28 protein-coding genes are annotated in these 25,930 nt (G+C 70.5%); 18 read left to right on the top strand and 10 right to left on the bottom strand.

All coding sequences use genetic code 11. From position 1 onward, the window contains the following. Position 1 precedes the first annotated feature (1 nt). From tpiA to IE260_RS10150, 5 genes are all read left to right on the top strand, one after another. Complete coding sequence (gene tpiA / locus IE260_RS10170) at positions 2 to 778, top strand: triose-phosphate isomerase (RefSeq protein WP_189870199.1); 777 nt, start codon at positions 2 to 4, stop codon at positions 776 to 778. A gap of 112 nt (positions 779 to 890) precedes the next feature. Continuing rightward, entirely contained in the window at positions 891 to 1,121 is a 231-nt protein-coding gene (gene secG / locus IE260_RS10165) for a preprotein translocase subunit SecG (protein ID WP_189870198.1), read from the top strand. Between the two features lie 213 nt (positions 1,122 to 1,334). Then, the gene (locus tag IE260_RS10160) at positions 1,335 to 1,670 is read left to right on the top strand and encodes an RNA polymerase-binding protein RbpA (protein ID WP_003976875.1); all 336 of its coding nucleotides are present in this window, start codon (positions 1,335 to 1,337) and stop codon (positions 1,668 to 1,670) included. A 131-nt stretch (positions 1,671 to 1,801) separates the two neighbouring features. Next, positions 1,802 to 3,454, top strand: a complete 1,653-nt coding sequence (pgi, locus tag IE260_RS10155) for a glucose-6-phosphate isomerase (RefSeq protein WP_189870197.1) — start codon at positions 1,802 to 1,804, stop codon at positions 3,452 to 3,454. Positions 3,455 to 3,542: 88 nt separating this feature from the next. Further along, a complete protein-coding gene (locus IE260_RS10150; protein ID WP_189870196.1) occupies positions 3,543 to 4,511 on the top strand; it encodes a hypothetical protein in 969 nt (322 codons plus the stop codon). Between the two features lie 75 nt (positions 4,512 to 4,586). On the opposite strand, the gene pgl is transcribed toward IE260_RS10150, so the two are convergent. The 5 genes from pgl to tkt are packed head-to-tail and all read right to left on the bottom strand — an operon-like array spanning position 4,587 to position 11,179. Beyond that, positions 4,587 to 5,369: a 6-phosphogluconolactonase gene (gene pgl, locus IE260_RS10145; protein WP_189870195.1), complete on the bottom strand. Its 783-nt coding sequence runs from the start codon at positions 5,367 to 5,369 to the stop codon at positions 4,587 to 4,589. After that, complete coding sequence (gene opcA / locus IE260_RS10140; RefSeq protein WP_189870194.1) at positions 5,366 to 6,415, bottom strand: glucose-6-phosphate dehydrogenase assembly protein OpcA; 1,050 nt, start codon at positions 6,413 to 6,415, stop codon at positions 5,366 to 5,368. The genes pgl and opcA overlap by 4 nt, the downstream gene beginning before the upstream one ends. Next, positions 6,412 to 7,935, bottom strand: coding sequence for a glucose-6-phosphate dehydrogenase (gene zwf / locus IE260_RS10135; RefSeq protein WP_189870193.1), 1,524 nt, complete (start codon positions 7,933 to 7,935; stop codon positions 6,412 to 6,414). Before zwf ends, opcA begins: the two co-directional genes overlap by 4 nt. A gap of 3 nt (positions 7,936 to 7,938) precedes the next feature. Then, complete coding sequence (gene tal / locus IE260_RS10130; RefSeq protein WP_189870192.1) at positions 7,939 to 9,057, bottom strand: transaldolase; 1,119 nt, start codon at positions 9,055 to 9,057, stop codon at positions 7,939 to 7,941. A 34-nt stretch (positions 9,058 to 9,091) separates the two neighbouring features. Then, positions 9,092 to 11,179: a transketolase gene (gene tkt, locus IE260_RS10125; protein ID WP_189870191.1), complete on the bottom strand. Its 2,088-nt coding sequence runs from the start codon at positions 11,177 to 11,179 to the stop codon at positions 9,092 to 9,094. 374 nt (positions 11,180 to 11,553) lie between these two features. Between tkt and IE260_RS10120 the strand changes: the two genes are divergently transcribed. The 3 genes from IE260_RS10120 (at position 11,554) to IE260_RS10110 (ending at position 14,106) form a co-directional block, all read left to right on the top strand. Continuing rightward, entirely contained in the window at positions 11,554 to 12,507 is a 954-nt protein-coding gene (locus IE260_RS10120; protein ID WP_189870466.1) for a heme o synthase, read from the top strand. Positions 12,508 to 12,599: 92 nt separating this feature from the next. After that, positions 12,600 to 12,932, top strand: a complete 333-nt coding sequence (locus IE260_RS10115; RefSeq protein WP_189870190.1) for a hypothetical protein — start codon at positions 12,600 to 12,602, stop codon at positions 12,930 to 12,932. A 67-nt stretch (positions 12,933 to 12,999) separates the two neighbouring features. Next, positions 13,000 to 14,106: an amidohydrolase family protein gene (locus IE260_RS10110; protein ID WP_189870189.1), complete on the top strand. Its 1,107-nt coding sequence runs from the start codon at positions 13,000 to 13,002 to the stop codon at positions 14,104 to 14,106. Positions 14,107 to 14,135: 29 nt separating this feature from the next. On the opposite strand, the gene IE260_RS10105 is transcribed toward IE260_RS10110, so the two are convergent. The 4 genes from IE260_RS10105 to IE260_RS10090 all read right to left on the bottom strand — a co-directional run bounded on the left by IE260_RS10105 (position 14,136) and on the right by IE260_RS10090 (position 17,816). Further along, entirely contained in the window at positions 14,136 to 15,143 is a 1,008-nt protein-coding gene (locus tag IE260_RS10105; RefSeq protein WP_229880608.1) for a COX15/CtaA family protein, read from the bottom strand. Between the two features lie 54 nt (positions 15,144 to 15,197). Next, positions 15,198 to 15,914, bottom strand: a complete 717-nt coding sequence (locus IE260_RS10100; protein WP_229880629.1) for an ABC transporter permease — start codon at positions 15,912 to 15,914, stop codon at positions 15,198 to 15,200. 56 nt (positions 15,915 to 15,970) lie between these two features. Beyond that, the gene (locus IE260_RS10095; RefSeq protein ID WP_189870186.1) at positions 15,971 to 16,894 is read right to left on the bottom strand and encodes an ABC transporter ATP-binding protein; all 924 of its coding nucleotides are present in this window, start codon (positions 16,892 to 16,894) and stop codon (positions 15,971 to 15,973) included. Between the two features lie 109 nt (positions 16,895 to 17,003). Next, a complete protein-coding gene (locus IE260_RS10090; RefSeq protein ID WP_189870185.1) occupies positions 17,004 to 17,816 on the bottom strand; it encodes an AAC(3) family N-acetyltransferase in 813 nt (270 codons plus the stop codon). A gap of 161 nt (positions 17,817 to 17,977) precedes the next feature. Between IE260_RS10090 and IE260_RS10085 the strand changes: the two genes are divergently transcribed. From IE260_RS10085 to IE260_RS10040, 10 genes are all read left to right on the top strand, one after another. Next, the gene (locus IE260_RS10085) at positions 17,978 to 18,718 is read left to right on the top strand and encodes a helix-turn-helix transcriptional regulator (protein ID WP_189870184.1); all 741 of its coding nucleotides are present in this window, start codon (positions 17,978 to 17,980) and stop codon (positions 18,716 to 18,718) included. Beyond that, positions 18,715 to 20,136, top strand: a complete 1,422-nt coding sequence (sufB, locus tag IE260_RS10080; protein ID WP_189870183.1) for a Fe-S cluster assembly protein SufB — start codon at positions 18,715 to 18,717, stop codon at positions 20,134 to 20,136. The genes IE260_RS10085 and sufB overlap by 4 nt, the downstream gene beginning before the upstream one ends. A gap of 56 nt (positions 20,137 to 20,192) precedes the next feature. Next, complete coding sequence (sufD, locus tag IE260_RS10075; protein ID WP_189870182.1) at positions 20,193 to 21,383, top strand: Fe-S cluster assembly protein SufD; 1,191 nt, start codon at positions 20,193 to 20,195, stop codon at positions 21,381 to 21,383. Continuing rightward, entirely contained in the window at positions 21,380 to 21,697 is a 318-nt protein-coding gene (locus tag IE260_RS10070; RefSeq protein ID WP_189870181.1) for a non-heme iron oxygenase ferredoxin subunit, read from the top strand. Before sufD ends, IE260_RS10070 begins: the two co-directional genes overlap by 4 nt. 7 nt (positions 21,698 to 21,704) lie before the next feature. After that, positions 21,705 to 22,469: a Fe-S cluster assembly ATPase SufC gene (gene sufC, locus IE260_RS10065; protein ID WP_189870180.1), complete on the top strand. Its 765-nt coding sequence runs from the start codon at positions 21,705 to 21,707 to the stop codon at positions 22,467 to 22,469. Continuing rightward, positions 22,466 to 23,722 carry a cysteine desulfurase gene (locus IE260_RS10060; protein WP_189870179.1) on the top strand — a complete coding sequence of 419 codons (1,257 nt, stop codon included), beginning with the start codon at positions 22,466 to 22,468 and terminating at the stop codon, positions 23,720 to 23,722. Before sufC ends, IE260_RS10060 begins: the two co-directional genes overlap by 4 nt. A 17-nt stretch (positions 23,723 to 23,739) precedes the next feature. Then, positions 23,740 to 24,207 (top strand): Fe-S cluster assembly sulfur transfer protein SufU, encoded by a 468-nt coding sequence (gene sufU / locus IE260_RS10055; protein ID WP_189870178.1) that lies wholly within the window; start codon positions 23,740 to 23,742, stop codon positions 24,205 to 24,207. Next, complete coding sequence (locus IE260_RS10050; protein ID WP_067271562.1) at positions 24,204 to 24,536, top strand: metal-sulfur cluster assembly factor; 333 nt, start codon at positions 24,204 to 24,206, stop codon at positions 24,534 to 24,536. The genes sufU and IE260_RS10050 overlap by 4 nt, the downstream gene beginning before the upstream one ends. Positions 24,537 to 24,637: 101 nt before the next feature. Further along, on the top strand, positions 24,638 to 24,958 hold the full coding sequence (locus tag IE260_RS10045) for a DMT family transporter (RefSeq protein WP_189870177.1): 321 nt from the start codon (positions 24,638 to 24,640) through the stop codon (positions 24,956 to 24,958). After that, positions 24,958 to 25,494, top strand: a complete 537-nt coding sequence (locus IE260_RS10040) for a TetR/AcrR family transcriptional regulator (RefSeq protein ID WP_189870176.1) — start codon at positions 24,958 to 24,960, stop codon at positions 25,492 to 25,494. Before IE260_RS10045 ends, IE260_RS10040 begins: the two co-directional genes overlap by 1 nt. Positions 25,495 to 25,682: 188 nt before the next feature. Here the strand turns inward: IE260_RS10040 and IE260_RS41555 are convergent. Further along, positions 25,683 to 25,930: hypothetical protein (locus IE260_RS41555; protein WP_229880606.1), on the bottom strand; the 248-nt coding region annotated here is incomplete at its 5' end.

Here is a 25,930-nt window from a genome sequence, read left to right as displayed (position 1 = left end):
CATGACCACTCGCACGCCGCTGATGGCGGGCAACTGGAAGATGAACCTCAACCACCTCGAGGCCATCGCCCACGTCCAGAAGCTCGCCTTCGCCCTGGCCGACAAGGACTACGAGGCCGTCGAGGTCGCCGTACTGCCGCCCTTCACCGACCTGCGCTCCGTGCAGACCCTGGTCGACGGCGACAAGCTCAGGATCAAGTACGGCGCCCAGGACATCTCCGCGCACGACGGCGGCGCCTACACCGGGGAGATCTCCGGTCCGATGCTCGCCAAGCTGAAGTGCACGTTCGTCGCGATCGGCCACTCCGAGCGCCGCCAGTACCACGGCGAGACGGACGAGCTGGTGAACGCCAAGGTCAAGGCGGCCTACAAGCACGGCCTGACCCCGATCCTGTGCGTCGGCGAGGAACTGGAGGTCCGCGACGAGGGCAACCACGTCGCCCACACCCTCGCCCAGGTCGAGGGCGGTCTCAAGGACCTCCCGGCCGAGCAGGCCGAGACGATCGTGATCGCCTACGAGCCCGTGTGGGCCATCGGCACCGGCAAGGTCTGCGGCGCCGACGACGCGCAGGAGGTCTGCGCGGCCATCCGCGGCAAGCTCGCCGAGCTGTACTCCCAGGAACTCGCCGACAAGGTCCGCATCCAGTACGGCGGCTCCGTGAAGGCGGGCAACGTCGCCGAGATCATGGCGCAGGCCGACATCGACGGCGCCCTGGTCGGCGGGGCCTCGCTGGACGCCGACGAGTTCGTCAAGATCGTGCGCTTCCGCGACCAGTAGTCCGAGCAGTGAGTATGCGGTAACGGCGATACGTCGTACCCTGGCGGGGTCCAGCGGTTTCGCTGGGCCCCGTCGTCCATCAGAATCCGAGGAAGTTGGTCCAGCCGTGGTTATGGGGTTCTCGATCGCCCTGATCGTCTTCAGCCTGCTGCTGATGCTGCTGGTGCTGATGCACAAGGGGAAGGGCGGCGGCCTCTCCGACATGTTCGGTGGCGGCATGCAGTCGTCCGTCGGCGGCTCCTCGGTCGCCGAGCGCAACCTCGACCGGATCACCGTGGTGGTCGGTCTGCTGTGGTTCGCGTGCATCCTCGCGCTCGGTCTGCTGATGAAGGCGAACAACTGATCAGCGCCGACCCGCCGGCACGCACGTGTGTACGTAAGGCCCCATGTTCGGTACGCGCCTCGGAGCGCGGCCTATCATGGGGCTTGCGTCTGGGTGCGGGGGGTTGTAACTCCAATCACTGGACGCGCGTTGGGCCTTACGTAGACTGAGGCGCTCGCAGCGAAGCGAAACGCCGACTCGCTTTGCGGCACCATCACGCAGGGAGTTACGACCGTGGCAAGTGGCAACGCGATCCGGGGAAGCCGGGTCGGGGCGGGGCCGATGGGCGAGGCCGAGCGCGGCGAGTCCGCGCCGCGTCTGCGCATCTCCTTCTGGTGCTCCAACGGACACGAGACGCAGCCGAGCTTCGCCAGCGACGCGCAGGTCCCGGAAACCTGGGACTGTCCGCGCTGCGGCTTCCCCGCCGGGCAGGACCGGGACAACCCGCCGGACCCGCCGCGCACCGAGCCCTACAAGACGCATCTGGCGTACGTGCGCGAGCGCCGCAGCGACGCGGACGGTGAGGCGATCCTCGCCGAGGCGCTCGCGAAACTGCGGGGCGAAATCTGAATGTCGAAGTCCGGCCGGGCACCGAAGGGTGCCTGGCCGGAGCAGTTTCGACGGTCTTCTTCACCGCTGATCAATTAGGTTGGAACAGCCGGGACAGCTGGGACACCTAAGGAAGAAGGCTGAAGTCCGACATGAACGCAGACGGCCGTACCAGGCTCAACCAGACGCCCGAATGGACCGCGCTGGCCAAGCACCGCGAGGAGCTCGGCGAGGTGCGGCTGCGCGAGCTGTTCGCCGCCGACCCGGGGCGCGGCACCGGCTACACGCTGCGCGTGGGCGACCTGTACGTCGACTACTCCAAGCACCTGGTCACCGACGAGACCCTGCGGCTGCTGCGGGAGCTGGCCGTGGCCACCGACGTCTTCGGGCTGCGGGACGCCATGTTCCGCGGCGAGAAGATCAACGTCACCGAGGACCGGGCCGTGCTGCACACCGCGCTGCGCGCCCCGCGGGACGCGGTGATCGAGGTCGACGGGGAGAACGTCGTGCCCAAGGTGCACGCCGTGCTCGACAAGATGGCCGGCTTCGCCGAGCGGGTCCGCTCGGGGGAGTGGAAGGGCCACACCGGCAAGCGCATCAGGAACGTGGTCAACGTCGGCATCGGCGGCTCCGACCTGGGCCCCGCCATGGCCTACGAGGTGCTGCGCAGCTACACCGACCGCGACCTGACCGTCCGGTTCGTCTCCAACGTCGACGGCGCCGACCTGCACGAGGCCACCCGCGACCTGGACCCGGCCGAGACTCTGTTCATCATCGCGTCGAAGACGTTCACGACGATCGAGACCATCACCAACGCCACCTCGGCCCGCTCCTGGCTGCTGGACGCCCTCGGCGACGAGGCCGCGGTCGCCAAGCACTTCGTCGCCCTGTCGACGAACGCGGAGAAGGTCGCCGAGTTCGGCATCGACACGGCCAACATGTTCGAGTTCTGGGACTGGGTCGGCGGCCGCTACTCCTACGACTCGGCGATCGGCCTCTCCCTGATGATCGCCATCGGCCCGGACCGCTTCCGGGAGATGCTCGACGGCTTCCGCATCGTCGACGAGCACTTCCGCACCGCCCCGGCCGAAGCCAACGTGCCCCTGCTGCTGGGCCTGCTGGGCATCTGGTACGGCAACTTCCACGACGCCCAGTCGCACGCGGTGCTGCCGTACTCGCACTACCTGTCGAAGTTCACCGCCTACCTCCAGCAGCTCGACATGGAGTCCAACGGCAAGTCGGTCGGCCGTGACGGCAAGCCGGTGGAGTGGCAGACCGGGCCGGTGGTGTGGGGCACGCCCGGCACCAACGGGCAGCACGCCTACTACCAGCTGATCCACCAGGGCACCAAGCTGATCCCGGCGGACTTCATCGGCTTCGCCGAGCCCGTGGCCGAGCTGAGCGATGAACTGAAGGCGCAGCACGACCTGCTGATGGCCAACTTCTTCGCGCAGACGCAGGCGCTGGCCTTCGGCAAGACGCCGGACGAGGTGCGCGCGGAGGGTGTGCCGGAGGAGCTGGTGCCGCACAAGACGTTCCGGGGCGACCACCCGACGACCACGATCCTCGCCCGCGAGCTGACCCCGTCGGTACTCGGCCAGCTCGTCGCCCTCTACGAGCACAAGGTGTTCGTCCAGGGCGCCGTCTGGAACATCGACTCCTTCGACCAGTGGGGCGTCGAACTCGGCAAGGTGCTGGCCAAGCGCGTCGAACCCGCCCTCACCGAAGGCGCCGACGTCCCCGGTCTCGACCCCTCCACCAAGGCCCTCGTCGCCGCCTACCGGGAGCTGCGCGGCCGCCAGTGAGGACGGGCGGAAAGCGGGCGGCGGGGTGCCGTCCGCTTCCCGTAGAATCCCCGACGATCATGCCGGCGATCGCTCGGGGGAGCACAAGGTGACGCGTACGCACGGAAGTTGGACGGGCGGCACGCTGACCGCCCGGTCCTTCCTGAAGCCCCATCACGTGGCGCGGGCGATGTTCCATCCGGCGTGGATCCCGGAGTCCGTCGACCCTTCCGTGGAGCAGCTCAAGCGCATCCGCATCATCGCCGGGGCCGTCGCCTCCCTCGGGGTCTACACCTTCGTCGAGGGCGGATTCGCCTTCACGGAACTGCTGGAGAACGCGCTCACCGCGTCCGCCGTCCTGCTGTTCCTCACTCCGCTCACCGTCGGCGTGATGCTCTTCGTGTGGCGGCGCACCGGCACCGTGCGCCGGCTGCGGGAGCCGCTGCTGAACTCCCTCAAGCTGCTCCTGCTGTTCATCGGCTCGGTCGTCGCCACCGTGGTCCTGCTCCAACTGGCCAACTCGATGGGCGGGCCGGCCATCCTGCCGATCGGTTTCGCCGCGCTGTGGATGGTCGGCTTCGTGGGCGCCGGGGCCTTCCGCATCTCGGGCAACTTCTTCGGCACGGCCGTCGTGCACCGCTGCCTGCCGCCCCTGCTGGCCACGGTGACGACGTGGCTGATGGCGCTTCCGGACCTGATCACGGGTGACCTGCACGGGCTGAGCCTCACGATGGGCATCGTCTTCATCCTGGGCGCGCCGATGACGGTCACGGCGATCGCGCTGCTGGAGATGGGGCGCCTCAAGCGGCGCTACGGCATCCGCCTGGGCACCCACCCGGCCGCCCAGCCACCGATCCCCGGCCCGCCCCCGCCGGTCCCGCCGACGGCACCGCACGTGCCGCCGCAGGGCAACCCGTACGCGCCCCACGCCCCGGCGCCCGGCTACTCGTACCCGCCCCCGATGCCGCCCCAGGGCCATCCGTACGCGCCGCACACGCCTCCGCCGGGACACCCGTACGCGCCGCCGAACCCCTACGGCCACGGCAACCCGTACCACCCGGGGCCCGGCGCCTCCTGAGCCCCCCGTCCCAAGACGGAACGCCGGGCCCCCGTCACACGGGGACCCGGCGTTCTTCGCCAGGGTGCGGGCGGTTCAGGCCGAGGCCGGCGGGTACAGCGACCTCGGCAGCTGCGAGGCCGCCGCCGCGTCCAGCAGCCACAGGGTGCGGGCCCGGCCCTGTGCCCCGGCGGCCGGGGCCTGGATCTCGCCCGCGCCCGACAGCGCGATCGCCGCGGCCTGCGCCTTGTCCTCGCCGGCCGCCAGCAGCCACACCTCGCGGGCGGCGCGGATCGCCGGGAGGGTGAGCGTCACCCGGGTCGGCGGCGGCTTGGGGGCGCCGTGGACGCCGACCACCGTACGGTCGGTCTCGCGGACCGCGGGCAGCTCCGGGAAGAGCGACGCCACGTGCGTGTCCGGGCCGACACCGAGGAGCAGGACGTCGAAGGTCGGCACGGCCGCGTGGTTCTCGGGGCCCGCGGCACTCGCCAGCTCCTGGGCGTACGCGGCCGCGGCCGCCTCCACGTCCGTGCCGTGCGGACCGTCCGACGCCGGCATCGCGTGCACCCGCTTCGGGTCCAGCGGCACCGAGTCCAGCAGCGCCTCGCGAGCCTGGGTGACGTTGCGCTCCGGGTCGCCCTCGGGCAGGAACCGCTCGTCGCCCCACCACAGGTCCAGGCGGCCCCAGTCGATGGCGTCCCGGGCGGGGGACCCCGCCAGCGCCGCCAGCAGGCCGTTGCCGTTGCGGCCACCGGTCAGCACGACGGACGCCGAGCCCCGCGAGGCCTGCGCGTCCACGATCTTCGTGATCAGCCGGGCCGCCGCGGCCTGGGCCATCAGCTCCTTGTCGCGGTGCACGACCAGCTGGGGAGTACTCACTTCGCCGCCGCCTTCCTCACCGGGGCCTTCTCCTGCGCCGCGTCCTTCGCGGGTGCTTTCGCAGCCGTCTCGACGGGAGCGGGGACCGCGACGGGCCCTTCCTCTGCTGCTCCTTTGGCCGGTGCGCCCAGCCGCTCCACGCCGTGGCGCAGCGCCGAGGCGTACGTGTCGTCCGGGTCGAGGCGCCGCAGCTCCTCCGCTATCAGCTCGGCCGTGTCGCGGCGCTTGAGCGCCACCGCGCGGTCGGGCTGACCCTGGATGGACAGGGTCGCCAGCGAACCGTCGGCCCGGCCCAGGACGATCGGCCCGCAGTCGGTGTCCAGGCGGACCGCCGTCAGGCCCGGGCCGTCCGACCGGGAGCGCTCGACCGGGACGCCCAGCCGGTCCGCGAGCCACATCGCCAGCAGCTCGCAGCTCGGGTTGAACTCCTCGCCCTCCACCTCGACCGCCCGCACCTGGCAGTCGACCTGGTCCAGGGCCGCCGCCAGCATCGAGCGCCACGGTGTGATGCGGGTCCAGGACAGGTCGGTGTCGCCCGGCGTGTAGGCGGCGGCCCGGGCAGTCAGCTCCCGGATCGGGTCCTCGCAGGCGTAGGTGTCGGTGACCCGCCGCTGGGCGAGCGCCCCGAGCGGGTCCTTGGCCGGGTCCAGCGGCCCGTTCACCGGCCACCACACCACGACCGGCGCGTCCGGCAGCAGCAGCGGCAGGACCACCGACTGGGCGTGGTCGGCGACGTCGCCGTACAGCCGCAGGACCACCGTCTCCCCGGTGCCCGCGTCGGCGCCGAGGCGCACCTCGGCGTCGAGCCGGGACTGCGTACGGTCCCTCAGCGAGCGCGAGACGCGCTTGATGACCACGAGCGTGCGCGAGGGGTGCTCGTGCGCGGCGTCGCTCGCGGCCTTCAGCGCGTCGTAGGCGTTCTCCTCGTCGGTGACGATGACCAGCGTGAGCACCATGCCGATGGCGGGCGTGCCGATGGCCCGGCGGCCCAGCACCAGCGCCTTGTTGATCTTGCTGGCCGTGGTGTCCGTGAGGTCTGTCTTCATGGCCGGCGCCAGCTCCGTCCGTCTCGCTCGAGCATGTCGTCCGCCTCGACGGGGCCCCAGGTGCCGGCCGGGTACCGGGCCGGTGTGCCGTGGGTGTCCCAGTACTCCTCGATCGGGTCGAGGATCTTCCAGGACAGCTCGACCTCCTCGGTGCGCGGGAAGAGGTTGGCGTCGCCGAGCAGGACGTCCAGGATGAGGCGCTCGTACGCCTCCGGGCTGGACTCGGTGAAGGACTCGCCGTAGGCGAAGTCCATCGACACGTCCCGGATCTCCATCGACGTGCCCGGCACCTTGGAGCCGAACCGGACGGTGACGCCCTCGTCGGGCTGGACGCGGATGACGATCGCGTTCTGCCCGAGTTCCTCGGTGGCGGTGGTGTCGAAGGGGGAGTGCGGGGCGCGCTGGAAGACGACCGCGATCTCGGTGACCCGGCGGCCCAGTCGCTTGCCGGTGCGCAGGTAGAAGGGGACGCCCGCCCAGCGGCGGTTGTCGATCCCCAGCTTGATGGCGGCGTAGGTGTCGGTCTTCGACCGGGCGTCGATGCCCTCCTCTTCGAGGTAGCCGATGACCTTCGCGCCGCCCTGCCAGCCGGCCGCGTACTGGGCGCGGACGGTGTCCCGGCCCAGGTCCTTGGGGAGGCGGACCGCGCCGAGCACCTTGGTCTTCTCGGCGGCGAGCGCGTCGGCGTCGAAGGAGGCGGGCTCCTCCATCGCGGTCAGTGCGAGCAGCTGCAGCAGGTGGTTCTGGATGACGTCGCGGGCGGCGCCGATGCCGTCGTAGTAGCCGGCCCGGCCGCCGATGCCGATGTCCTCGGCCATGGTGATCTGCACGTGGTCCACGTAGGACCGGTTCCAGATCGGCTCGAACATCTGGTTGGCGAAACGCAGCGCCAGGATGTTCTGGACGGTCTCCTTGCCCAGGTAGTGGTCGATGCGGAAGACCTGGTCGGGGGCGAAGACCTCGTGGACGATCGCGTTGAGTTCCTCTGCCGACCTCAGGTCGTGGCCGAACGGCTTCTCGATCACCGCGCGGCGCCAGGAGCCGCCCTTCTGGTCGGCCAGCCCGTGCTTCTTCAGCTGCTGGATGACCACGGGGAAGGACTTCGGCGGCACGGAGAGGTAGAAGGCGAAGTTGCCGCCCGTGCCCTGCGCCTTGTCCAGTTCCTCGATGGTGCCGCGCAGCCGCTCGAAGGCCTCGTCGTCGTCGAAGGTGCCCTGGACGAAGCGCATGCCCTGGATGAGCTGCTGCCAGACCTCCTCGCGGAACGGCGTGCGGGAGTGCTCCTTGACGGCGTCGTGCACGACCTGGGCGAAGTCCTCGTGCTCCCAGTCGCGGCGGGCGAAGCCGACGAGCGAGAAGCCCGGCGGCAGCAGACCACGGTTGGCGAGGTCGTACACGGCGGGCATGAGCTTCTTGCGGGACAGGTCGCCGGTGACGCCGAAAATGACCAGACCCGACGGCCCCGCGATACGCGGGAGCCGTCGGTCTGCGGGGTCACGCAGCGGGTTGCTGCTTGACAATTTTTAGCCCTCCGAGGGAGCGAGGCGCTGAAGCTCCGCCTCGGTCGACTTCAGCAGGTCGTTCCAGGACGCCTCGAACTTGTCGACGCCCTCGTCCTCCAGGAGCTGGACCACCTCGTCGTAGGAGATCCCGAGAGCCTCGACCGCGTCGAGGTCGGCGCGGGCCTGCTCGTAGGTGCCGGTGACCGTGTCCCCGGTGATCTCGCCGTGGTCCTCGGTGGCCAGCAGGGTGGCCTCCGGCATGGTGTTCACCGTGTTGGGGGCGACCAGGTCGGTGACGTACATGGTGTCGCTGTACGCCTTGTCCTTCACACCGGTGGACGCCCACAGCGGACGCTGCTTGTTGGCGCCTGCCTTGTCCAGGGCGTTCCAGCGGTCGGAGGAGAAGACCTCCTCGTACGCCTGGTAGGCGAGGCGCGCGTTGGCGACGGCGGCCTTGCCGCGCAGCGCCTTGGCCTCGTCGGTGCCGAGCGCGTCGATCCGCTTGTCGATCTCGGTGTCGACGCGGGACACGAAGAAGGACGCCACGGAGTGGATCTTCGACAGGTCCAGGCCGCGCTCCTTGGCCTTCTCCAGGCCGGTGAGGTAGGCGTCCATGACCTTGCGGTAGCGCTCCAGCGAGAAGATCAGCGTGACGTTGACGCTGATGCCGTTGCCGATGGTCTCGGCGATCGCCGGCAGGCCCGCCTCGGTGGCCGGGATCTTGATGAGCGTGTTGGGGCGGTCCACCAGCCAGGCCAGCTGCCGGGCCTCGGCGACCGTCGCCTTGGTGTTGTGCGCCAGGCGCGGGTCGACCTCGATGGAGACCCGGCCGTCCTTGCCGCCGGTGGCGTCGAAGACGGGACGCAGGATGTCGGCGGCGTCGCGGACGTCCGCCGTGGTGATCATCCGGATGGCCTCTTCGACGGTCACCTTGCGGGCGGCCAGGTCCGACAGCTGACGGTCGTAGCCGTCGCCCTCGGAGATCGCCTTCTGGAAGATCGTCGGGTTGGTGGTGACGCCCACGACGTGCTGCTGGTCGATCAGCTCGGCGAGGTTGCCGGACGTGATCCGCTTGCGCGACAGGTCGTCCAGCCAGATCGCGACGCCTTCATCGGAGAGGCGCTTGAGTGCGTCTGTCATGGAAAATGCATCTCCTACGTGTCGTGTACGGGCGTCAGCGCTGGGCCGCGGCGATCGATTCCCGGGCCGCGGCGGCCACGTTCTCGGCGGTGAAGCCGAACTCCTGGAAGAGCAGCTTGCCGTCGGCGGAAGCACCGAAGTGCTCCAGGGAGACGATGCGGCCGGCGTCCCCGACGTACTTGTGCCAGGTGAGACCGATCCCGGCCTCGACCGCGACACGGGCCTTCACGGCCGGGGGCAGGACGCTGTCCCGGTACCCCTCGTCCTGCTGCTCGAACCACTCCACGGACGGCATCGACACCACGCGGGTCGGCACGCCCTCGGCCTGTAGCGCCTCACGGGCCTCCACGGCCACGTGCACCTCGGAGCCGGTGGCGATGAGGATCACCTGCGCCTCGCCGCCCTCGGCCTCGAACAGGACGTAGCCGCCCTTGGCCGCGTCCTCGTTGGGCTCGTAGGTCGGCACACCCTGGCGGGTCAGCGCCAGACCGTGCGGCTGGCCCTTGCCGAACTCCTTCGTCCAGCGCTTGAGGATCTCGCGCCAGGCGATGGCGGTCTCGTTGGCGTCGGCCGGGCGCACGATGTTCAGGCCCGGGATGGCGCGCAGCGAGGCGAGGTGCTCGACGGGCTGGTGGGTGGGGCCGTCCTCACCGAGGCCGATGGAGTCGTGCGTCCACACGTAGGTGACCGGCAGGTGCATCAGCGCGGACAGGCGGACGGCGTTGCGCATGTAGTCGGAGAACACCAGGAAGGTGCCGCCGTAGATGCGGGTGTTGCCGTGCAGCGCGATGCCGTTCATCTCGGCGGCCATCGCGTGCTCGCGGATGCCGAAGTGGACGGTGCGGCCGTAGGGGTCGGCCTCGGGCAGCGGGTTGCCCGCCGGGAGGAACGACGACGTCTTGTCGATCGTGGTGTTGTTCGAGCCCGCGAGGTCGGCGGAGCCGCCCCACAGCTCGGGGATCACCGCGCCGAGGGCCTGGAGGACCTTGCCGGACGCGGCACGCGTGGCGACGCCCTTGCCCGCCTCGAAGACCGGGATCTTCTCCTCCCAGCCGGTGGGCAGCTCACCGCGCGCGATGCGGTCGTACTCGGCGGCGCGCTCGGGGTTGTTGTCCCGCCACTGCTGGAAGGACTTCTCCCACACCGCGCGGGCCGCCTCGCCGCGCTCCAGCGCCTTGCGGGTGTGCTCGATGACCTCGTCGGCGACCTCGAAGGACTTCTCCGGGTCGAAGCCCAGCACGCGCTTGGTGGCGGCGACCTCGTCGTCGCCGAGGGCCGAGCCGTGCGCGGCCTCGGTGTTCTGCGCGTTCGGGGCGGGCCAGGCGATGATCGAGCGCATGGCGATGAAGGACGGCCGGTCGGTGACCTTCTTCGCCTCCTCGATCGCCGCGTAGATCGCGTTCGGGTCCAGGTCGCCGTCGGCCTTCGGCTCGACGCGCTGCACGTGCCAGCCGTAGGCCTCGTACCGCTTGACGGTGTCCTCGGAGACGGCGGTCTCGGTGTCGCCCTCGATCGAGATGTGGTTGTCGTCCCACAGCAGGATCAGGTTGCCGAGCTTCTGGTGCCCGGCGAGGGAGGACGCCTCGGCGGAGATGCCCTCCTGGAGGCAGCCGTCACCGGCGATGCAGTAGATGTAGTGGTCGAACGGGGAGGCGCCCTCGGCCGCCTCGGGGTCGAACAGGCCGCGCTCGTAGCGGGCGGCCATCGCCATGCCCACGGCGTTGGCGACGCCCTGGCCGAGCGGGCCGGTCGTCGTCTCCACGCCCGTCGTGTGGCCGTACTCCGGGTGACCGGGGGTCTTCGAGCCCCAGGTGCGGAAGGACTTCAGGTCGTCCAGCTCCAGGCCGAAGCCGGCCAGGTACAGCTGGGTGTAGAGGGTCAGGGACGAGTGGCCGGCGGACAGCACGAAGCGGTCGCGTCCGACCCAGTTCGCGTCGGCCGGGTCGTGCCGCATCACCTTCTGGAAGAGGGTGTAGGCGGCGGGCGCCAGGCTCATCGCCGTACCCGGATGGCCGTTGCCAACCTTCTGTACGGCATCGGCGGCCAGGACGCGGGCGGTGTCCACGGCCCGCTGGTCCAGTTCGGTCCACTCGAGGTCTGTGGTGGTCGGCTTGGTGCTCACCCTGAGTCAGGGCTCCTCTCCACATGTCGGATGCCGGTGCACGTGGGCGCCCACCGGCTGCCGGCGTATCCGTGCGTGGCCGGCCGTGGTCGAGCCTACCCCCGTAAGTACGTGCGTTTTTCCGCTGGAAACCAGACTGCCGGGACTCTTGTGGATCCGCCTGTCGACTGGGCGAAACCGCATTCGGCAAGTGAATACGGAGGCGCTCATCTGACCGCTCAATCGACTCTCCGTATGCACGTCGGAGCGCCCCTCTCAACACGACCCGACCCCCGCGGAGGCCGAGGTATGGGCAACGTCTAAAGTGGCGTGGTACGCGCGAGCCTTTACCGGGACTTCACACGGGGAGGCTTGCTGGGATGTCTCTGTCAGGGGTGTGCGTGACGGCCGTCGAATCCCGTCCAGCGGGGGTGCTCGGTGCGAGCCAGAAGCCGAGCCACCGGCCGTTCGGGGCCCGTGTCAAGGCGTTCGTGGCGCTGACCAAGCCGCGGATCATCGAGCTTCTGCTGATCACCACCGTTCCGGTGATGTTCCTCGCCGAGCAGGGTGTGCCGGACCTGAAGCTGGTACTGCTGACCTGTGTCGGCGGCTACCTGTCCGCGGGCGGCGCCAACGCGCTGAACATGTACATCGACCGCGACATCGACGCGATGATGGAGCGCACCGCGCAACGTCCGCTGGTCACCGGCATGGTCAGCCCCCGTGAGTGCCTGGCCTTCGGCATCACCCTCGCGGTGGTCTCGACCCTGCTCTTCGGCCTCACCGTCAACTGGCTGTCGGCCTGGCTCTCCCTCGGCGCACTCCTCTTCTATGTGGTCGTCTACACGATGATCCTCAAGCGCCGCACCTCGCAGAACATCGTCTGGGGCGGCATCGCGGGCTGCCTGCCGGTGCTGATCGGCTGGTCCGCGGTGACCAACTCGATGTCCTGGGCGCCGATCATCCTCTTCCTGGTGATGTTCTTCTGGACGCCGCCGCACTACTGGCCGCTGTCCATGAAGGTGAAGGACGACTACGCGCGCGTGGGCGTGCCGATGCTCCCGGTCATCGCCTCCAACAAGGTCGTCGCCCGGCAGATCGTGATCTACAGCTGGGTGATGGTCGTGGTGTCGCTGCTGCTGACGCCCCTCGGCTACACCGGCTGGTTCTACACGGCGGTCGCCCTCGCGGCCGGCGGCATGTGGCTGTGGGAGGCGCACGGGCTGCAGAACCGCGCCAAGGCCGAGGTGACGGGCGCCAAGCTCAAGGAGATGCGGCTGTTCCACTGGTCGATCACCTATGTGTCGGTGCTGTTCCTGGCGGTCGCGGTGGACCCGTTCCTGCGCTGACGCAACGAGGCCGTCCGACGGGCGGGGCGCGTGGTCAAGGCCACGCACCCCGCCCGTCGCCGTTCGATCTACGCGTCGGTAGCATCCTGGTCATGGCAGACACGCAGCAGGTTGACGCGAAGGCCGAGCGCACGGCGACCCGGCTGGCCGGGCGGATCAGCGCCTTCTCCAAGGCTCACGGCGGCGCCGAGGGTCAGGTGGCCTACCTCGGGCAGCGCGGCGCCCGGATCGTGCTCGTCGGCGACGACGGCGGCTGGGGCGACCTGGTCGCGCCCTCCTACGAGATCGCCGAGAAGGCGGTGCAGAAGGCCGGGATCACCGTCCACGAGGACTTCGACGGCGAGTTCGCGGCCAAGGTGAGGACGGGCCCGTACGAGTGGTCCCGCATGGCCGGCATCCAGGTCGGAGGGCCGAGCAACACCTGACGCCGGGTTCACCCGTTAGGACTCGTAGGAAGCCGTCAGGCACACGGTCCGCACGCGGGGAGCCCGGATGATCGAAACGCCGTCCCTGGTGGACCAGTACTGCCACGGCGTACTGAGAACGGAGCTGGGTCTCGGCACTTTCGAGGCCCAGCTGGCCCGGACCGAGGGCCCTCCCGCGCCGGGCACCACCCTGTTCGACACCCAGACCGGGTTCGCGGTGCGCCGCTGGTGCCCCCCGCTGCTCGGCCTGGAGCCGCACTGCCCGCCCGCCCACTATCTGGCCCGGCGCCGGGAACTCGGCGTCCTGGAGGCGGACCGCCTGCTGCTGCGCGGCAGCGGCATCACCACGTACCTGGTCGACACCGGGCTGCCCGGCGACCTCACCGGTCCCGACGAGATGGCCTCCGCGGCGGCCGCCGACGCCCACGAGATCGTGCGCCTGGAGCTGCTGGCCGAACAGGTCGCCGACACCTCCGGCACCGTCGAGTCCTTCCTCGCCAACCTCGCCGAGGCCGTGCACGGCGCCGCCGCGCACGCGGTCGCCTTCACCTCCGTCGCGGGCGTGCGCCACGGCCTCGCCCTCGCCCCGGAGCCGCCCGGGCCCGGCGAGGTGCGCGGCGCGGCCGGCCGCTGGCTGGCCGGGCGCGAGGTCGGCGGCGAGCTGAGCGACCCGGTGCTGCTGCGCCACCTGCTGTGGATCGCCGTCGCCTCCGGCCGGCCGCTCCAGCTGCACGCCGGCCTGGGCGAGCCGGGCCTGCGCATCGACCGCACCGACCCCGTGCTGCTGACGGACTTCGTGCGGACCACCGCGGGCCTCGGCACCGACCTCGTCCTGCTGCACGGCTACCCCTACCACCGCCACGCCGCGCACCTCGCCGGGGTCTTCCCGCACGTGTACGCCGACTCGGGCGCCGCCCTGGTGCGCACCGGCGCCCGCGCCGCGACCGTCCTCGCGGAGATCCTGGAGCTGGCCCCCTTCGGCAAGATCCTGTTCTCCAGCGGAGCCCAGGGGCTGCCCGAGCTGCACGTCGTGGGCGCCCGGCTGTTCCGCGAAGCCCTCAGCCGGGTGCTGGGCACCTGGGTGGCCGAGGGGGCGTGGTCGCCGGGGGACGCGCAGCGGGTGGCAGGGATGATCGCGTCGGGGAACGCGCGGCGGGTCTACGGCCTTGAGTGAGGCGGGTCTACGGCCTTGGGTGAGGCCGGTCAGGCCCGGCTGAGCGCGCCCTCGGCCGCCGGCTCCGGCACACCGGCCCGTACTTCCGGCCGCTCGCGCAGCGACAGCAGCACCAGCACCACCGCGATCCACACCAGCGCCGAGCCGAGCATGTGCAGGCCGACCAGGACCTCGGGCAGGTCGGTGAAGTACTGGACGTAGCCGATGACGCCCTGCGCGAGCAGCACCAGGAACAGGTCGCGCGTACGGTTCAGCGGGCCCCTGGGCGCGTCCACCGCCTTCAGGACGAACCAGAGGGCGAACGTCAGCGTCACCACGATCCACGCCAGCACGGCGTGCAGCTTGGTCACCGTCTCCCAGTCCAGCGGCATCCGCTCGACCTCGCTGGAGTCGCCCGCGTGCGGGCCCGCGCCGGTCACCACGGTGCCCACCGCGATCAGCAGCGCGGAGACGACCACCAGCACCCACACCAGCTGCTGGACGGACCTGCCCACCAGGGGGCGGGGTGCCGCGTCGCCCTCCCGGGTGCGGTGCCACATCACCGTGGCGACGGCGATCAGCGCCGAGGTGGCGATGAAGTGGGCCGCGACCGTGTACGGGTTGAGGCCGACGAGCACCACGATGCCGCCGAGGACGGCGTTGGACATCACGATCCAGAACTGCGTCCAGCCCAGCCGCGTCAGGCTGCGCCGGTACGGCTTCTGCGACCGCGCGGCGATGATCGCCCACCCGACCGCGGCGCACAGGACGTACGTCAGCATGCGGTTGCCGAACTCGATGACGCCGTGGACGCCCATCTCGCTCGTGGTGGTCAGCGAGTCGTCGGTGCACTTGGGCCAGGTCGGGCAGCCCAGGCCCGAGCCGGTCAGCCGGACGGCACCGCCGGTGACCACGATGATCACCGACATGACGAGGGCGGACATGGCCGCCCGCCGGACCGTCCGGGGGTCCGGGGTCCAGCGTGCGGCGATGAAGGCGAGGGGGTTGCGCACGGCGGCTGCGGCGTCGGCACGGGTCACGTTTGGCACGCGCTCCATGGTAGGCGGGGCCTTGTGCATGCTTTCACGAGGGTCGCCCGTCCCCGCATCTCCCTACTCCCAGCGGAAGAACTTCCCGGCGGCCGCGAGCCCCACGACGGACCACACGGCGAGAATGCCCAGGTCGCCCCACGGCATCCCGGCGCCGTGCTGGAGCACGTCCCGCAGTCCGTCCGACAGCGCCGAGATGGGCAGCAGCCCCAGCACGCTCTGCGCCGCGTCCGGGAACTTGTCCAGCGGCACGATCACCCCGCCGCCCACGAGCAGCAGCAGGAAGACCAGGTTCGCGGCGGCCAGCGTGGCCTCCGCCTTCAGCGTGCCCGCCATGAGCAGGCCGAGCCCGGAGAAGGCCGCGGTGCCGAGGACCAGGAGCAGCAGCACGGCGAACGGGCTGCCGTGCGGCGACCAGCCCAGCGCGAAGGCGATCACGGTCAGCAGGACGACCTGCAGCACCTCGGTGACCAGCACGGACACCGTCTTAGCGGTCATCAGGGCCCAGCGTGGCAGGGGTGAGACGGCGAGCCGCTTGAGGACCCCGTACCGGCGCTCGAAGCCGGTCGCGATGGCCTGCCCGGTGAACGCCGTCGACATCACCGCCAGCGCGAGGACGCCAGGGGCGAGGAAGTCGACCGCCGCGCCCTCACCGGTGTCGACGATGTCCACGGAGCTGAACAGCACGAGCAGCAGCGTGGGGATGATCACCGTCAGCAGCAGCTGCTCGCCGTTGCGCAGCAGCATCTTCGTCTCGAGGGCTGCCTGGGCCGCGATCATGCGGCCGAGCGGGGCCGCGCCGGGCTTCGGCGCGTAGGTCCCGCTGGTCGTCGTACTCACGCGCGCAACTCCTTACCGGTCAGCTCCAGGAAGACGTCCTCCAGCGTGTGCCGCTCCACCGAGATCCGGTCGGGCATCACACCGTGCTGGGCGCACCAGGACGTCACCGTCGCGAGCAGCTGCGGGTCGACCTTGCCGGCCACGCGGTAGGAGCCGGGTGTCAGCTCGGCGGCCGTGCAGTCGGCGGGGAGCGCCTTGAGGAGGGAGCCGACGTCGAGTCCCGGCCGGCCGCTGAAGCGGAGCGTGTTCTCGGCGCCGCCGCGGCACAGCTCCTCGGGGGTGCCCTGGGCGATGACCCGGCCGGCGTCGATGATGGCGACGTCGTCGGCGAGCTGTTCGGCCTCGTCCATGTAGTGGGTGGTGAGGATGACGGAGACGCCGTCGGCGCGCAGGTCCCGCACCAGGTCCCAGGTGGCGCGGCGGGCCTGCGGGTCGAGGCCGGCGGTGGGTTCGTCCAGGAACACCAGCTCGGGGCGGCCGACCACGGCCATCGCCAGGGCGAGCCGCTGCTGCTGCCCGCCGGAGAGCCTGCGGTACGTCGTCCGGCCGCAGGAGCCCAGTCCCAGCCGCTCGATCAGCGCGTCGACGTCCAGGGGGTGGGCGTGCAGCTTGGCGACATGGCGCAGCATCTCGTCCGCCCGGGCGCCGGAGTAGACACCGCCGGACTGGAGCATCACGCCGATGCGGGGCCGCAGAGCGGCGGCCTGGCGCACCGGGTCGAGGCCCAGGACGCGCACCGTGCCGGCGTCCGGCCTCCGGTACCCCTCGCAGGTCTCGACCGTGGTCGTCTTGCCCGCTCCGTTGGGGCCGAGCACGGCGGTGACCCCCGCCCCGGCCACCAGGTCGAGGCCGTCCACCGCGGTCTTCGTGCCGTACCGCTTCACCAGGGCCTGGACCTGGACCACGGGCTCGCTTCGCATGGGTCCAGAGTCTAGGTACGCGCGCCGGGGCCCAGGCGGCCGGGTGCGGGATCTCCTCCGCACGGGGTGGGCGGAGCCGGCCGGCGCCCGGTGCGGGCAGGCGCGGTGGTCAGGCGGACCGGTACGGGAGCTCCTCCTCACGGGGCCGGTGCAGGGCCAGCCACCGCTCGGCGTAGGCCACCGCGTCGGCGACGGGGAACAGCCGTACGTCGGCCGCGCCGGCCCGCCCGCGGACCACCGGCCGGTCCCGCTCGAAGTCGTGGCCCAGCTCCTCGAACCGGTCCGAGGTGATCGACACCTCGGTCAGGGTCTCCCAGCCGTTCGGGCCGGGGCGGCCGACGGCGACGTGCGGGGCGGGGATGCGGTACTCGGCGAGGTGGAAGCTGGTGCAGGCGTCGTACCCGGCTCCGAGCAGCAGCACCCGCGCGCCCAGCTTCTCCAGTTTCGCCAGCGGGCTGCGCTCGCCGAGCCGGCAGTCGGGAGCGTGCCCCTCGACGATCTGAGCGGCGCGCGGGCCGAGGGCGGCGAACGACGTGTGCGGATGCGCGCTGCGCAGGGCCCCGGGCCAGGTGCGGACGGTCTCCGGAACGACGCCGACCCCCCGGGTGGGCGTGATCAGCGGGTCGTACACGGGCATCGAGGCGCGGATCGTCTCCCACCACTCCTCGGGGACCGGCGGACTGCTCCACAGCGCCGGGTCCGAGAGGTCGGCGGACTGGGCGGGCACCACCAGGGTGCCGTCCGGGCCGAGGGCGTCGAGCAGTCCCTGGACGACGGCGACGGGACCGCCGCAGACCCATCCGAGCGAGCTGAGCGAGGAGTGCACGAGGAGCGTCTCGCCGGGCCGGACACCCAGCGCGCGCAGGTCCGCCGAGAGCGTGTCGCGCGTCACGAGTGGGCCGGTGGGAGCGGGTGCGGGCATGGTTCGGGAGTGTCCCCGAAGGGGCGCCGGCGCGCCACCGAATTGATCGATCAAAGATCGTTTCCGCAGGTCAGATTAGGTATGCCTAAGTGACGCACGGCACCATCGGGCGTTCCGGGCGCGGCTTGCCGGGTGCTCGGGAATTACGCAACAATGGCGTTGTGAAAAACGTCGGCGAGGCACCCCACGAGGAGCTCGCGACCGGGGAACGCTCCACGCGCAACCGGGTCGCGCGGTCCATCCTGGACCACGGGCCGTCGACCGTCGCCGAGCTCGCCGAGCGCCTCGGCCTCACCCAGGCCGCCGTCCGCCGGCACCTCGACGCGCTGGTCACCGACAACGTCGTGGAGGCCCGCGACCGCCGGGTCTACGGCGCGCGCACGCGCGGGCGGCCCGCGAAGGTGTTCGCCCTGACGGACTGCGGCCGGGACGCCTTCGACCAGTCGTACGACAAGCTCGCGGTGGACGCCCTGCGCTGGATCGCCGAGCGCGAGGGCGGGGAACAGGCGGTCGCCGCGTTCGCCCGGGCCCGGATCGCCGCCCAGGGCGGCGCGTACCGCAAGGCCGTCGAGGCCGCGCCCCCGGAGCAGCAGGCGGAAGCGCTGGCCAAGGCCCTGAGTGCGGACGGGTACGCTGCAACCGCGCGGAGCGCACCGGTCGGCGAGCAGCTCTGCCAGCACCACTGCCCGGTCGCCCACGCCGCCGAACAGTTCCCGCAGCTGTGCGAGGCCGAGACGGAATTTTTCGCCGAGCTGCTCGGTACGCATGTACAGCGGCTGGCGACCATCGCCCACGGTGACGGGGTCTGCACGACGTTCATTCCGAAGACTTCGCCATCCGCCAAGACCGATCATCACAGCCACAACGCATCTGCAAGCACGGCCGGGAGGAACCCCGCATGACTCTCCCCACGGAGACTGCCCACCCTGAGCTCGAGGGCCTGGGCAAGTACGAATACGGCTGGGCCGACCGGGACGAGGCCGGTGCGTCGGCGCGTCGCGGCCTGGGCGAGGACGTCGTCCGGGACATCTCCGCGAAGAAGTCCGAGCCGGAGTGGATGACCAAGCTCCGCCTCAAGGGCCTGAAGCTGTTCGAGAAGAAGCCCATGCCGAACTGGGGCTCGGACCTGTCGGGCATCGACTTCGACAACATCAAGTACTTCGTGCGCTCCACGGAGAAGCAGGCGGAGTCCTGGGAGGACCTGCCCGAGGACATCAAGAACACCTACGACAAGCTCGGCATCCCCGAGGCGGAGAAGCAGCGCCTCGTCGCCGGTGTCGCGGCCCAGTACGAGTCGGAGGTCGTCTACCACCAGATCCGCGAGGACCTGGAGGAGCAGGGCGTCATCTTCCTCGACACCGACACCGCGCTGAAGGAGCACCCGGAGCTCTTCAAGGAGTACTTCGGCACGGTCATCCCCGCCGGTGACAACAAGTTCGCCGCGCTGAACACCGCCGTGTGGTCCGGCGGCTCCTTCATCTACGTCCCGCCGGGCGTGCACGTGGAGATCCCGCTCCAGGCCTACTTCCGGATCAACACCGAGAACATGGGCCAGTTCGAGCGGACCCTGATCATCGTCGACGAGGGTGCCTACGTGCACTACGTCGAGGGCTGCACCGCCCCGATCTACAAGTCGGACTCGCTGCACTCCGCGGTCGTCGAGATCATCGTCAAGAAGAACGCCCGCTGCCGCTACACGACCATCCAGAACTGGTCGAACAACGTCTACAACCTGGTCACCAAGCGCGCCGTGGCGTACGAGGGCGCGACCATGGAGTGGATCGACGGCAACATCGGTTCCAAGGTGACGATGAAGTACCCGGCCGTCTACCTGATGGGCGAGCACGCCAAGGGCGAGACCCTGTCCATCGCCTTCGCGGGCGAGGGCCAGCACCAGGACGCCGGCGCCAAGATGGTCCACATGGCCCCGAACACGTCCTCCAACATCGTCTCCAAGTCGGTGGCGCGCGGCGGTGGCCGTACCTCCTACCGCGGACTGATCGAGATCGGCGAGGGCGCCCCGGGCTCGAAGTCCAACGTCCTGTGCGACGCGCTGCTCGTCGACACGATCTCCCGCTCGGACACCTACCCCTACGTGGACGTCCGCGAGGACGACGTGTCCATGGGCCACGAGGCGACCGTCTCCAAGGTCTCCGAGGACCAGCTCTTCTACCTGATGAGCCGCGGCCTGAGCGAGGACGAGGCGATGGCGATGATCGTGCGCGGCTTCGTCGAGCCGATCGCCAAGGAGCTGCCGATGGAGTACGCCCTGGAGCTCAACCGGCTGATCGAGCTGCAGATGGAAGGCGCGGTCGGCTGACCTCCGCGCCGTCCCGCAAGCCCCTTACGTAACGGAAAGCGAGCACTACGACAGCCATGGCTGAGGCTCAGAACATCCCGGTGGGCTCCACCACCGCCGGTGCGATCGCGGTGGCCGCCGAGGCCGACTCGACCGTCGCCACGCGCATGAGCGCGCCCCCGTCCTTCGACGTGGCGGACTTCCCGGTTCCGCACGGCCGCGAGGAGGAGTGGCGGTTCACGCCGCTGGAGCGGCTGCGCGGTCTGCACGACGGCACCGCCACCGCCACCGGCGAGGGCGTGAAGGTCGCCGTCGAGGCCCCCGAGGGCGTCACCGTCGAGACCGTCGGCCGCGACGACGCGCGGCTCGGCAGGGCCGGCACCCCCGTGGACCGCGTCGCCGCCCAGGCGTACTCCGCCTTCGAGCAGGCCTCGGTCGTGACCGTGCCGAAGGAGACCGTCCTCACCGAGCCGATCCGCATCGCGGTGCACGGCGAGGGCGGCACCGCCTACGGCCACCAGGTCGTCGAGCTGGGCGCCTTCGCCGAGGCCGTCGTGGTCATCGACCACACCGGTGACGCGGTGCTCGCCGCCAACGTCGACTACGTCCTCGGCGACGGCGCCAAGCTGACCGTCGTCTCCGTCCAGGACTGGGACGACAAGGCCGTGCACGTGGGCCAGCACAACGCCCTCGTCGGCCGCGACGCCTCCTTCAAGTCGGTCGTCGTCACCTTCGGCGGCGACGTGGTCCGGCTGCACCCGCGCGTGACCTATGCCGGCCCCGGCGGCGAGGCCGAGCTGTACGGTCTGTACTTCACCGACGCCGGCCAGCACCAGGAGCACCGCCTCCTGGTCGACCACAACGTCCCGCACTGCAAGTCGAACGTCGCCTACAAGGGCGCGCTGCAGGGCGACGACGCGCACGCGGTGTGGATCGGCGACGTGCTCATCGAGGCCAAGGCCGAGGGCACCGACACCTACGAGATGAACCGCAACCTGGTGCTGACCGACGGCGCCCGGGTCGACTCGGTCCCCAACCTGGAGATCGAGACCGGCGAGATCGTCGGCGCCGGCCACGCCTCCGCCACCGGCCGCTTCGACGACGAGCAGCTCTTCTACCTGATGGCGCGCGGCATCCCCGAGATCGACGCCCGCCGTCTGGTGGTCCGCGGCTTCTTCGCCGAGCTGGTCCAGCAGATCGGCGTCCCGGACATCGAGGAGCGCCTCATCGCCAAGATCGAAGAGGAGCTGGAGGCGTCGGTCGCATGACCTTCGTACGCGTCTGTGGAGTGGGCGAGCTGGAGGAGGACACCCCGAAGCGGGTGGAACTCGACGGCACGCCGGTCTCCATCGTGCAGACCGAGGGCGAGATCTTCGCGATCCACGACATCTGCTCGCACGCGAACGTCTCGCTCTCCGAGGGCGAGGTCGACGACTGCCACATCGAGTGCTGGCTGCACGGCTCGCGCTTCGACCTCCGCTCCGGAAAGCCCGACAGTCTTCCGGCGACGCGCCCCGTCCCCGTATACCCCGTAAAGATCGAAGGGGACGACGTGCTCGTCTCCCTCACCCAGGAGTCCTGAGGCACCCATGGCAACGCTTGAAATCCGAGACCTGCACGTCACCGTCGAGGCCGACAACGCCACGAAGGAGATCCTCAAGGGCGTCGACCTCACCGTGAAGCAGGGCGAGACGCACGCCATCATGGGCCCCAACGGCTCGGGCAAGTCGACCCTCGCGTACTCGCTCGCCGGTCACCCCAAGTACACGATCACCGGTGGCACCGTCACCCTCGACGGCGAAGACGTCCTGGAGATGTCCGTCGACGAGCGCGCCCGCGCCGGCCTGTTCCTGGCGATGCAGTACCCGGTCGAGGTCCCCGGCGTCTCGGTCTCCAACTTCCTGCGCACCTCCGCCACCGCCGTCCGCGGCGAGGCCCCCAAGCTGCGCACCTGGGTGAAGGAGGTCAAGGAGGCCATGGAGCGCCTCAACATGGACCCCGCCTTCGCCGAGCGCAACGTCAACGAGGGCTTCTCCGGCGGTGAGAAGAAGCGCCACGAGATCCTCCAGCTGGAGCTGCTCAAGCCGAAGATCGCGATCCTCGACGAGACGGACTCCGGCCTCGACGTCGACGCCCTCCGCGTCGTCTCCGAGGGCGTCAACCGCGTCCGCGAGACCGGCGAGGTCGGCACCCTGCTGATCACGCACTACACGCGCATCCTGCGGTACATCAAGCCCGACTACGTCCACGTCTTCTCGGCCGGCCGCATCGTGGAGTCCGGCGGCGCCGAGCTCGCCGACAAGCTGGAGGAAGAGGGCTACGAGGCATACACGAAGGGTGGCGCATCCGCGTGACACAGCTGCCGGGCCTCCTCGACACCGAGGCGATCCGCAAGGACTTCCCGATCCTCGACCGACAGGTCCATGACGGGAGGAAGCTCGTCTACCTCGACAACGCCGCGACCTCGCAGACCCCGCGCCAGGTCATCGACGTCCTCGACGAGTACTACGAGCAGCACAACGCCAACGTCCACCGTGGCGTGCACGTCCTCGCCGAGGAGGCCACGGCGCTGTACGAGGGCGCGCGCGACAAGGTCGCGGAGTTCATCAACGCGCCCAGCCGCGACGAGGTGATATTCACCAAGAACGCCTCGGAGTCGCTGAACCTCGTGGCGAACATGCTGGGCTGGGCCGACGAGCCCTACCGCGTGGACTCCGAGACCGAGATCGTCATCACGGAGATGGAGCACCACTCCAACATCGTGCCGTGGCAGCTGCTGGCGCAGCGCACGGGCGCGAAGCTGAAGTGGTTCGGCCTCACCGACGACGGCCGCCTCGACCTGTCGAACATCGACGAGATCATCACCGAGAAGACGAAGGTCGTCTCCTTCGTGCTGGTCTCCAACATCCTGGGCACGCTCAACCCGGTCGAGGCGATCGTGCGCCGCGCCCAGGAGGTCGGCGCCCTGGTCTGCGTCGACGCCTCCCAGGCCGCACCCCACATGCCGCTGGACGTGCAGGCCCTCCAGGCCGACTTCGTGGCCTTCACCGGCCACAAGATGTGCGGCCCGACCGGCATCGGCGTCCTGTGGGGCCGCCAGGAGCTCCTGGAGGACCTGCCCCCGTTCCTCGGCGGCGGCGAGATGATCGAGACGGTGTCGATGCACTCGTCGACGTACGCCCCGGCGCCGCACAAGTTCGAGGCGGGCACGCCCCCGATCGCGCAGGCGGTCGGTCTGGGCGCGGCGATCGACTACCTCAACTCCATCGGCATGGACAAGATCCTCGCCCACGAGCACGCGCTCACCGAGTACGCGGTGAAGCGTCTGGCGGAGGTCCCGGACCTGCGCATCATCGGCCCGACCACGGCCGAGGACCGCGGCGCGGCGATCTCCTTCACCCTGGGCGACATCCACCCGCACGACGTGGGTCAGGTCCTCGACGAGCAGGGCATCGCGGTCCGTGTCGGCCACCACTGCGCGCGCCCGGTCTGCCTGCGCTACGGAATTCCTGCGACCACGCGAGCGTCGTTCTACCTGTACTCCACGCCGGCCGAGATCGACGCGCTGGTCGACGGCCTGGAGCACGTACGGAACTTCTTCGGCTGACGGGACGAGCGAAACGCATGAAGCTGGACTCCATGTACCAGGAAGTCATCCTGGACCACTACAAGAACCCTCACGGGCGTGGTCTTCGGGATGGCGACGCCGAGGTGCACCATGTGAACCCGACGTGCGGCGACGAGATCACCCTCCGAGTGAAGTACGACGGCACGACGATCAGCGACGTCTCGTACGAGGGGCAGGGCTGCTCCATCAGCCAGGCCTCCGCCTCCGTACTGAACGAGCTGCTCGTCGGCAAGGAGCTCGCCGAGGCGCAGAGGATCCAGGAGACCTTCCTGGAGCTGATGCAGTCCAAGGGCAAGATCGAGCCCGACGACGCGATGGAGGACGTCCTGGAGGACGCGGTCGCGTTCGCCGGGGTGTCGAAGTACCCGGCCCGGGTCAAGTGCGCCCTGCTGAGCTGGATGGCCTGGAAGGACGCGACGGCCCAGGCGCTGGACGGCGCCGACGCCGAAAGGAAGACGGCATGAGCGAGACCGTGGAGATGAAGCCGGCCTCGGAGGAGGAGCTCCGTGAGGCCCTGATGGACGTCGTCGACCCCGAGCTGGGCATCGACGTCGTCAACCTGGGCCTGATCTACGGCATCCACATCGACGACGCGAACATCGCGACCGTCGACATGACCCTGACGTCGGCGGCGTGCCCGCTGACGGACGTCATCGAGGACCAGGCGAAGTCCGCCACGGACGGCCTCGTCAGCGAGCTGCGCATCAACTGGGTCTGGATGCCGCCGTGGGGCCCCGACAAGATCACGGACGACGGGCGCGAGCAGCTTCGCGCGCTCGGCTTCAACGTCTGAGGCCCACACGCCCGGGACTCACCGGTGCACGGAAACGGCGACGCCTTGGGGTGTCGCCGTTTCCGCGTTTGCGGGCACGGGCGTTGTGTACGCTCGTACACATGGGATACCTGCTGCTGGCCGGAGCCATCGCCGCCGAGGTCGCCGGGACCACCGCCATGAAGTACAGCGACGGCTTCAGCAGACTGGTGCCGTCGCTGCTCACCGCCCTCGGCTACCTGGTCTCCTTGGCGCTGCTCGCGCAGACCCTGCGGACCCTCTCCGTCGGCACGGCCTACGCCATCTGGTCCGGCGTGGGCACCGCCGCCATCGCCACGATCGGCGTCGCGTTCATGGGGGAGGGGATGACCGTCACCAAGGCCGCGGGCATCGCGCTGATCATCGTCGGCGTGGTGGTGCTGAACGTGGGAGGGGCGCACTGATGCCACGCCGCTACGACCCGGACCGACGCCGCAGGATCATCGACGCGGCCATCCGGGTCGTCGGGGAGAAGGGCATCGCCGGCCTCAGCCACCGCTCCGTCGCCGCCGAGGCGGATGTGCCGCTGGGCTCCACGACCTACCACTTCGCCACCCTCGACGAGCTGCTGGTGGCCGCGCTGCGGCAGGCCAACGAGGGGTTCGCCAAGGTGGTCGCCGAGCATCCCGCCCTCACCGATCCGCGGGCCGACCTCGCCGGGGAACTCGCCCGGGTGCTCGGTCGGTGGCTGGGCGGCGACCGCACCGGCGTCGAGCTGGAGTACGAGCTGTACCTCGCCGCCCTGCGCCGTCCCGCCCTGCGCCCCGTCGCCGCCGAGTGGGCCGGGGGCGTGGCCGAGCTGCTCTCCCGCCGCACGGACCCGGTGACGGCGCGGGCGCTGGTCGCGCTGATGGACGGCATCTGTCTGCAGGTGCTGCTGACGGACGTGCCGTACGACGAGGAGTATGCGCGGGGGGTGTTGGCGCGGGTGATCGGCTGAGCCGGCGTCTGCGGTCGCCCGGCGTGAGTGGGCGCACTGGTCCGGCATGTGCCTGGTGGCCTGCGTGGGTGGGGGCCGGGGTGGGTCGCGCGGCCCGGCGCTTGCGGGGTGCCGCCGCGCCCACCCGTGCCGCCCCTGGGGGGCCGCCCAGCCCGTTCAGGCACTGGGGGAGGCACGACTGCCCGCGGTTACGACGGCGCCCGGCGGGGAATGCGCGGTGACGCGGCGCGGCACTCCGTAGTCACCGCGCCGGACCCGCAGTCGCGTACGGCGCGGCGCTGCGCGGGCACCGGGACGGACCCGTAGTCGCGTACGGCGCGGCGCTGCGCGGGCACCGGGACGGACCCGTAGTCGCGTATGGCGCGGCGCTGCGCGGGCACCGGGACGGACCCGTAGTCGCGTACGGCGCGGCGCTGCGCGGGCACCGGGACGGACC

Origin of the sequence: Streptomyces viridiviolaceus (genome assembly GCF_014650995.1) — a bacterium.
Classification (GTDB): Bacteria; Actinomycetota; Actinomycetes; order Streptomycetales; family Streptomycetaceae; genus Streptomyces; species Streptomyces viridiviolaceus.
The sequence above is the reverse complement of the archived record's forward strand: the minus strand, read 5'-3'. Positions and strand labels throughout refer to the sequence as shown.

Coding starts and splice junctions, on each gene's coding strand:
- IE260_RS10070 (WP_189870181.1), top strand. CDS start 21,380: ATGACCTTCGTACGCGTCTGTGGAGTGGGCGAGCTGGAGGAGGACACC.
- IE260_RS10050 (WP_067271562.1), top strand. CDS start 24,204: ATGAGCGAGACCGTGGAGATGAAGCCGGCCTCGGAGGAGGAGCTCCGT.
- IE260_RS10110 (WP_189870189.1), top strand. CDS start 13,000: ATGATCGAAACGCCGTCCCTGGTGGACCAGTACTGCCACGGCGTACTG.
- IE260_RS10045 (WP_189870177.1), top strand. CDS start 24,638: ATGGGATACCTGCTGCTGGCCGGAGCCATCGCCGCCGAGGTCGCCGGG.
- sufC (WP_189870180.1), top strand. CDS start 21,705: ATGGCAACGCTTGAAATCCGAGACCTGCACGTCACCGTCGAGGCCGAC.
- tpiA (WP_189870199.1), top strand. CDS start 2: ATGACCACTCGCACGCCGCTGATGGCGGGCAACTGGAAGATGAACCTC.
- pgi (WP_189870197.1), top strand. CDS start 1,802: ATGAACGCAGACGGCCGTACCAGGCTCAACCAGACGCCCGAATGGACC.
- IE260_RS10100 (WP_229880629.1), bottom strand. CDS start 15,914: ATGATCGCGGCCCAGGCAGCCCTCGAGACGAAGATGCTGCTGCGCAAC.
- sufD (WP_189870182.1), top strand. CDS start 20,193: ATGGCTGAGGCTCAGAACATCCCGGTGGGCTCCACCACCGCCGGTGCG.
- IE260_RS10040 (WP_189870176.1), top strand. CDS start 24,958: ATGCCACGCCGCTACGACCCGGACCGACGCCGCAGGATCATCGACGCG.
- IE260_RS10115 (WP_189870190.1), top strand. CDS start 12,600: ATGGCAGACACGCAGCAGGTTGACGCGAAGGCCGAGCGCACGGCGACC.
- opcA (WP_189870194.1), bottom strand. CDS start 6,415: ATGAAGACAGACCTCACGGACACCACGGCCAGCAAGATCAACAAGGCG.
- IE260_RS10090 (WP_189870185.1), bottom strand. CDS start 17,816: ATGCCCGCACCCGCTCCCACCGGCCCACTCGTGACGCGCGACACGCTC.
- IE260_RS10095 (WP_189870186.1), bottom strand. CDS start 16,894: ATGCGAAGCGAGCCCGTGGTCCAGGTCCAGGCCCTGGTGAAGCGGTAC.
- IE260_RS10105 (WP_229880608.1), bottom strand. CDS start 15,143: ATGGAGCGCGTGCCAAACGTGACCCGTGCCGACGCCGCAGCCGCCGTG.
- tal (WP_189870192.1), bottom strand. CDS start 9,057: ATGACAGACGCACTCAAGCGCCTCTCCGATGAAGGCGTCGCGATCTGG.
- sufB (WP_189870183.1), top strand. CDS start 18,715: ATGACTCTCCCCACGGAGACTGCCCACCCTGAGCTCGAGGGCCTGGGC.
- sufU (WP_189870178.1), top strand. CDS start 23,740: ATGAAGCTGGACTCCATGTACCAGGAAGTCATCCTGGACCACTACAAG.
- secG (WP_189870198.1), top strand. CDS start 891: ATGGGGTTCTCGATCGCCCTGATCGTCTTCAGCCTGCTGCTGATGCTG.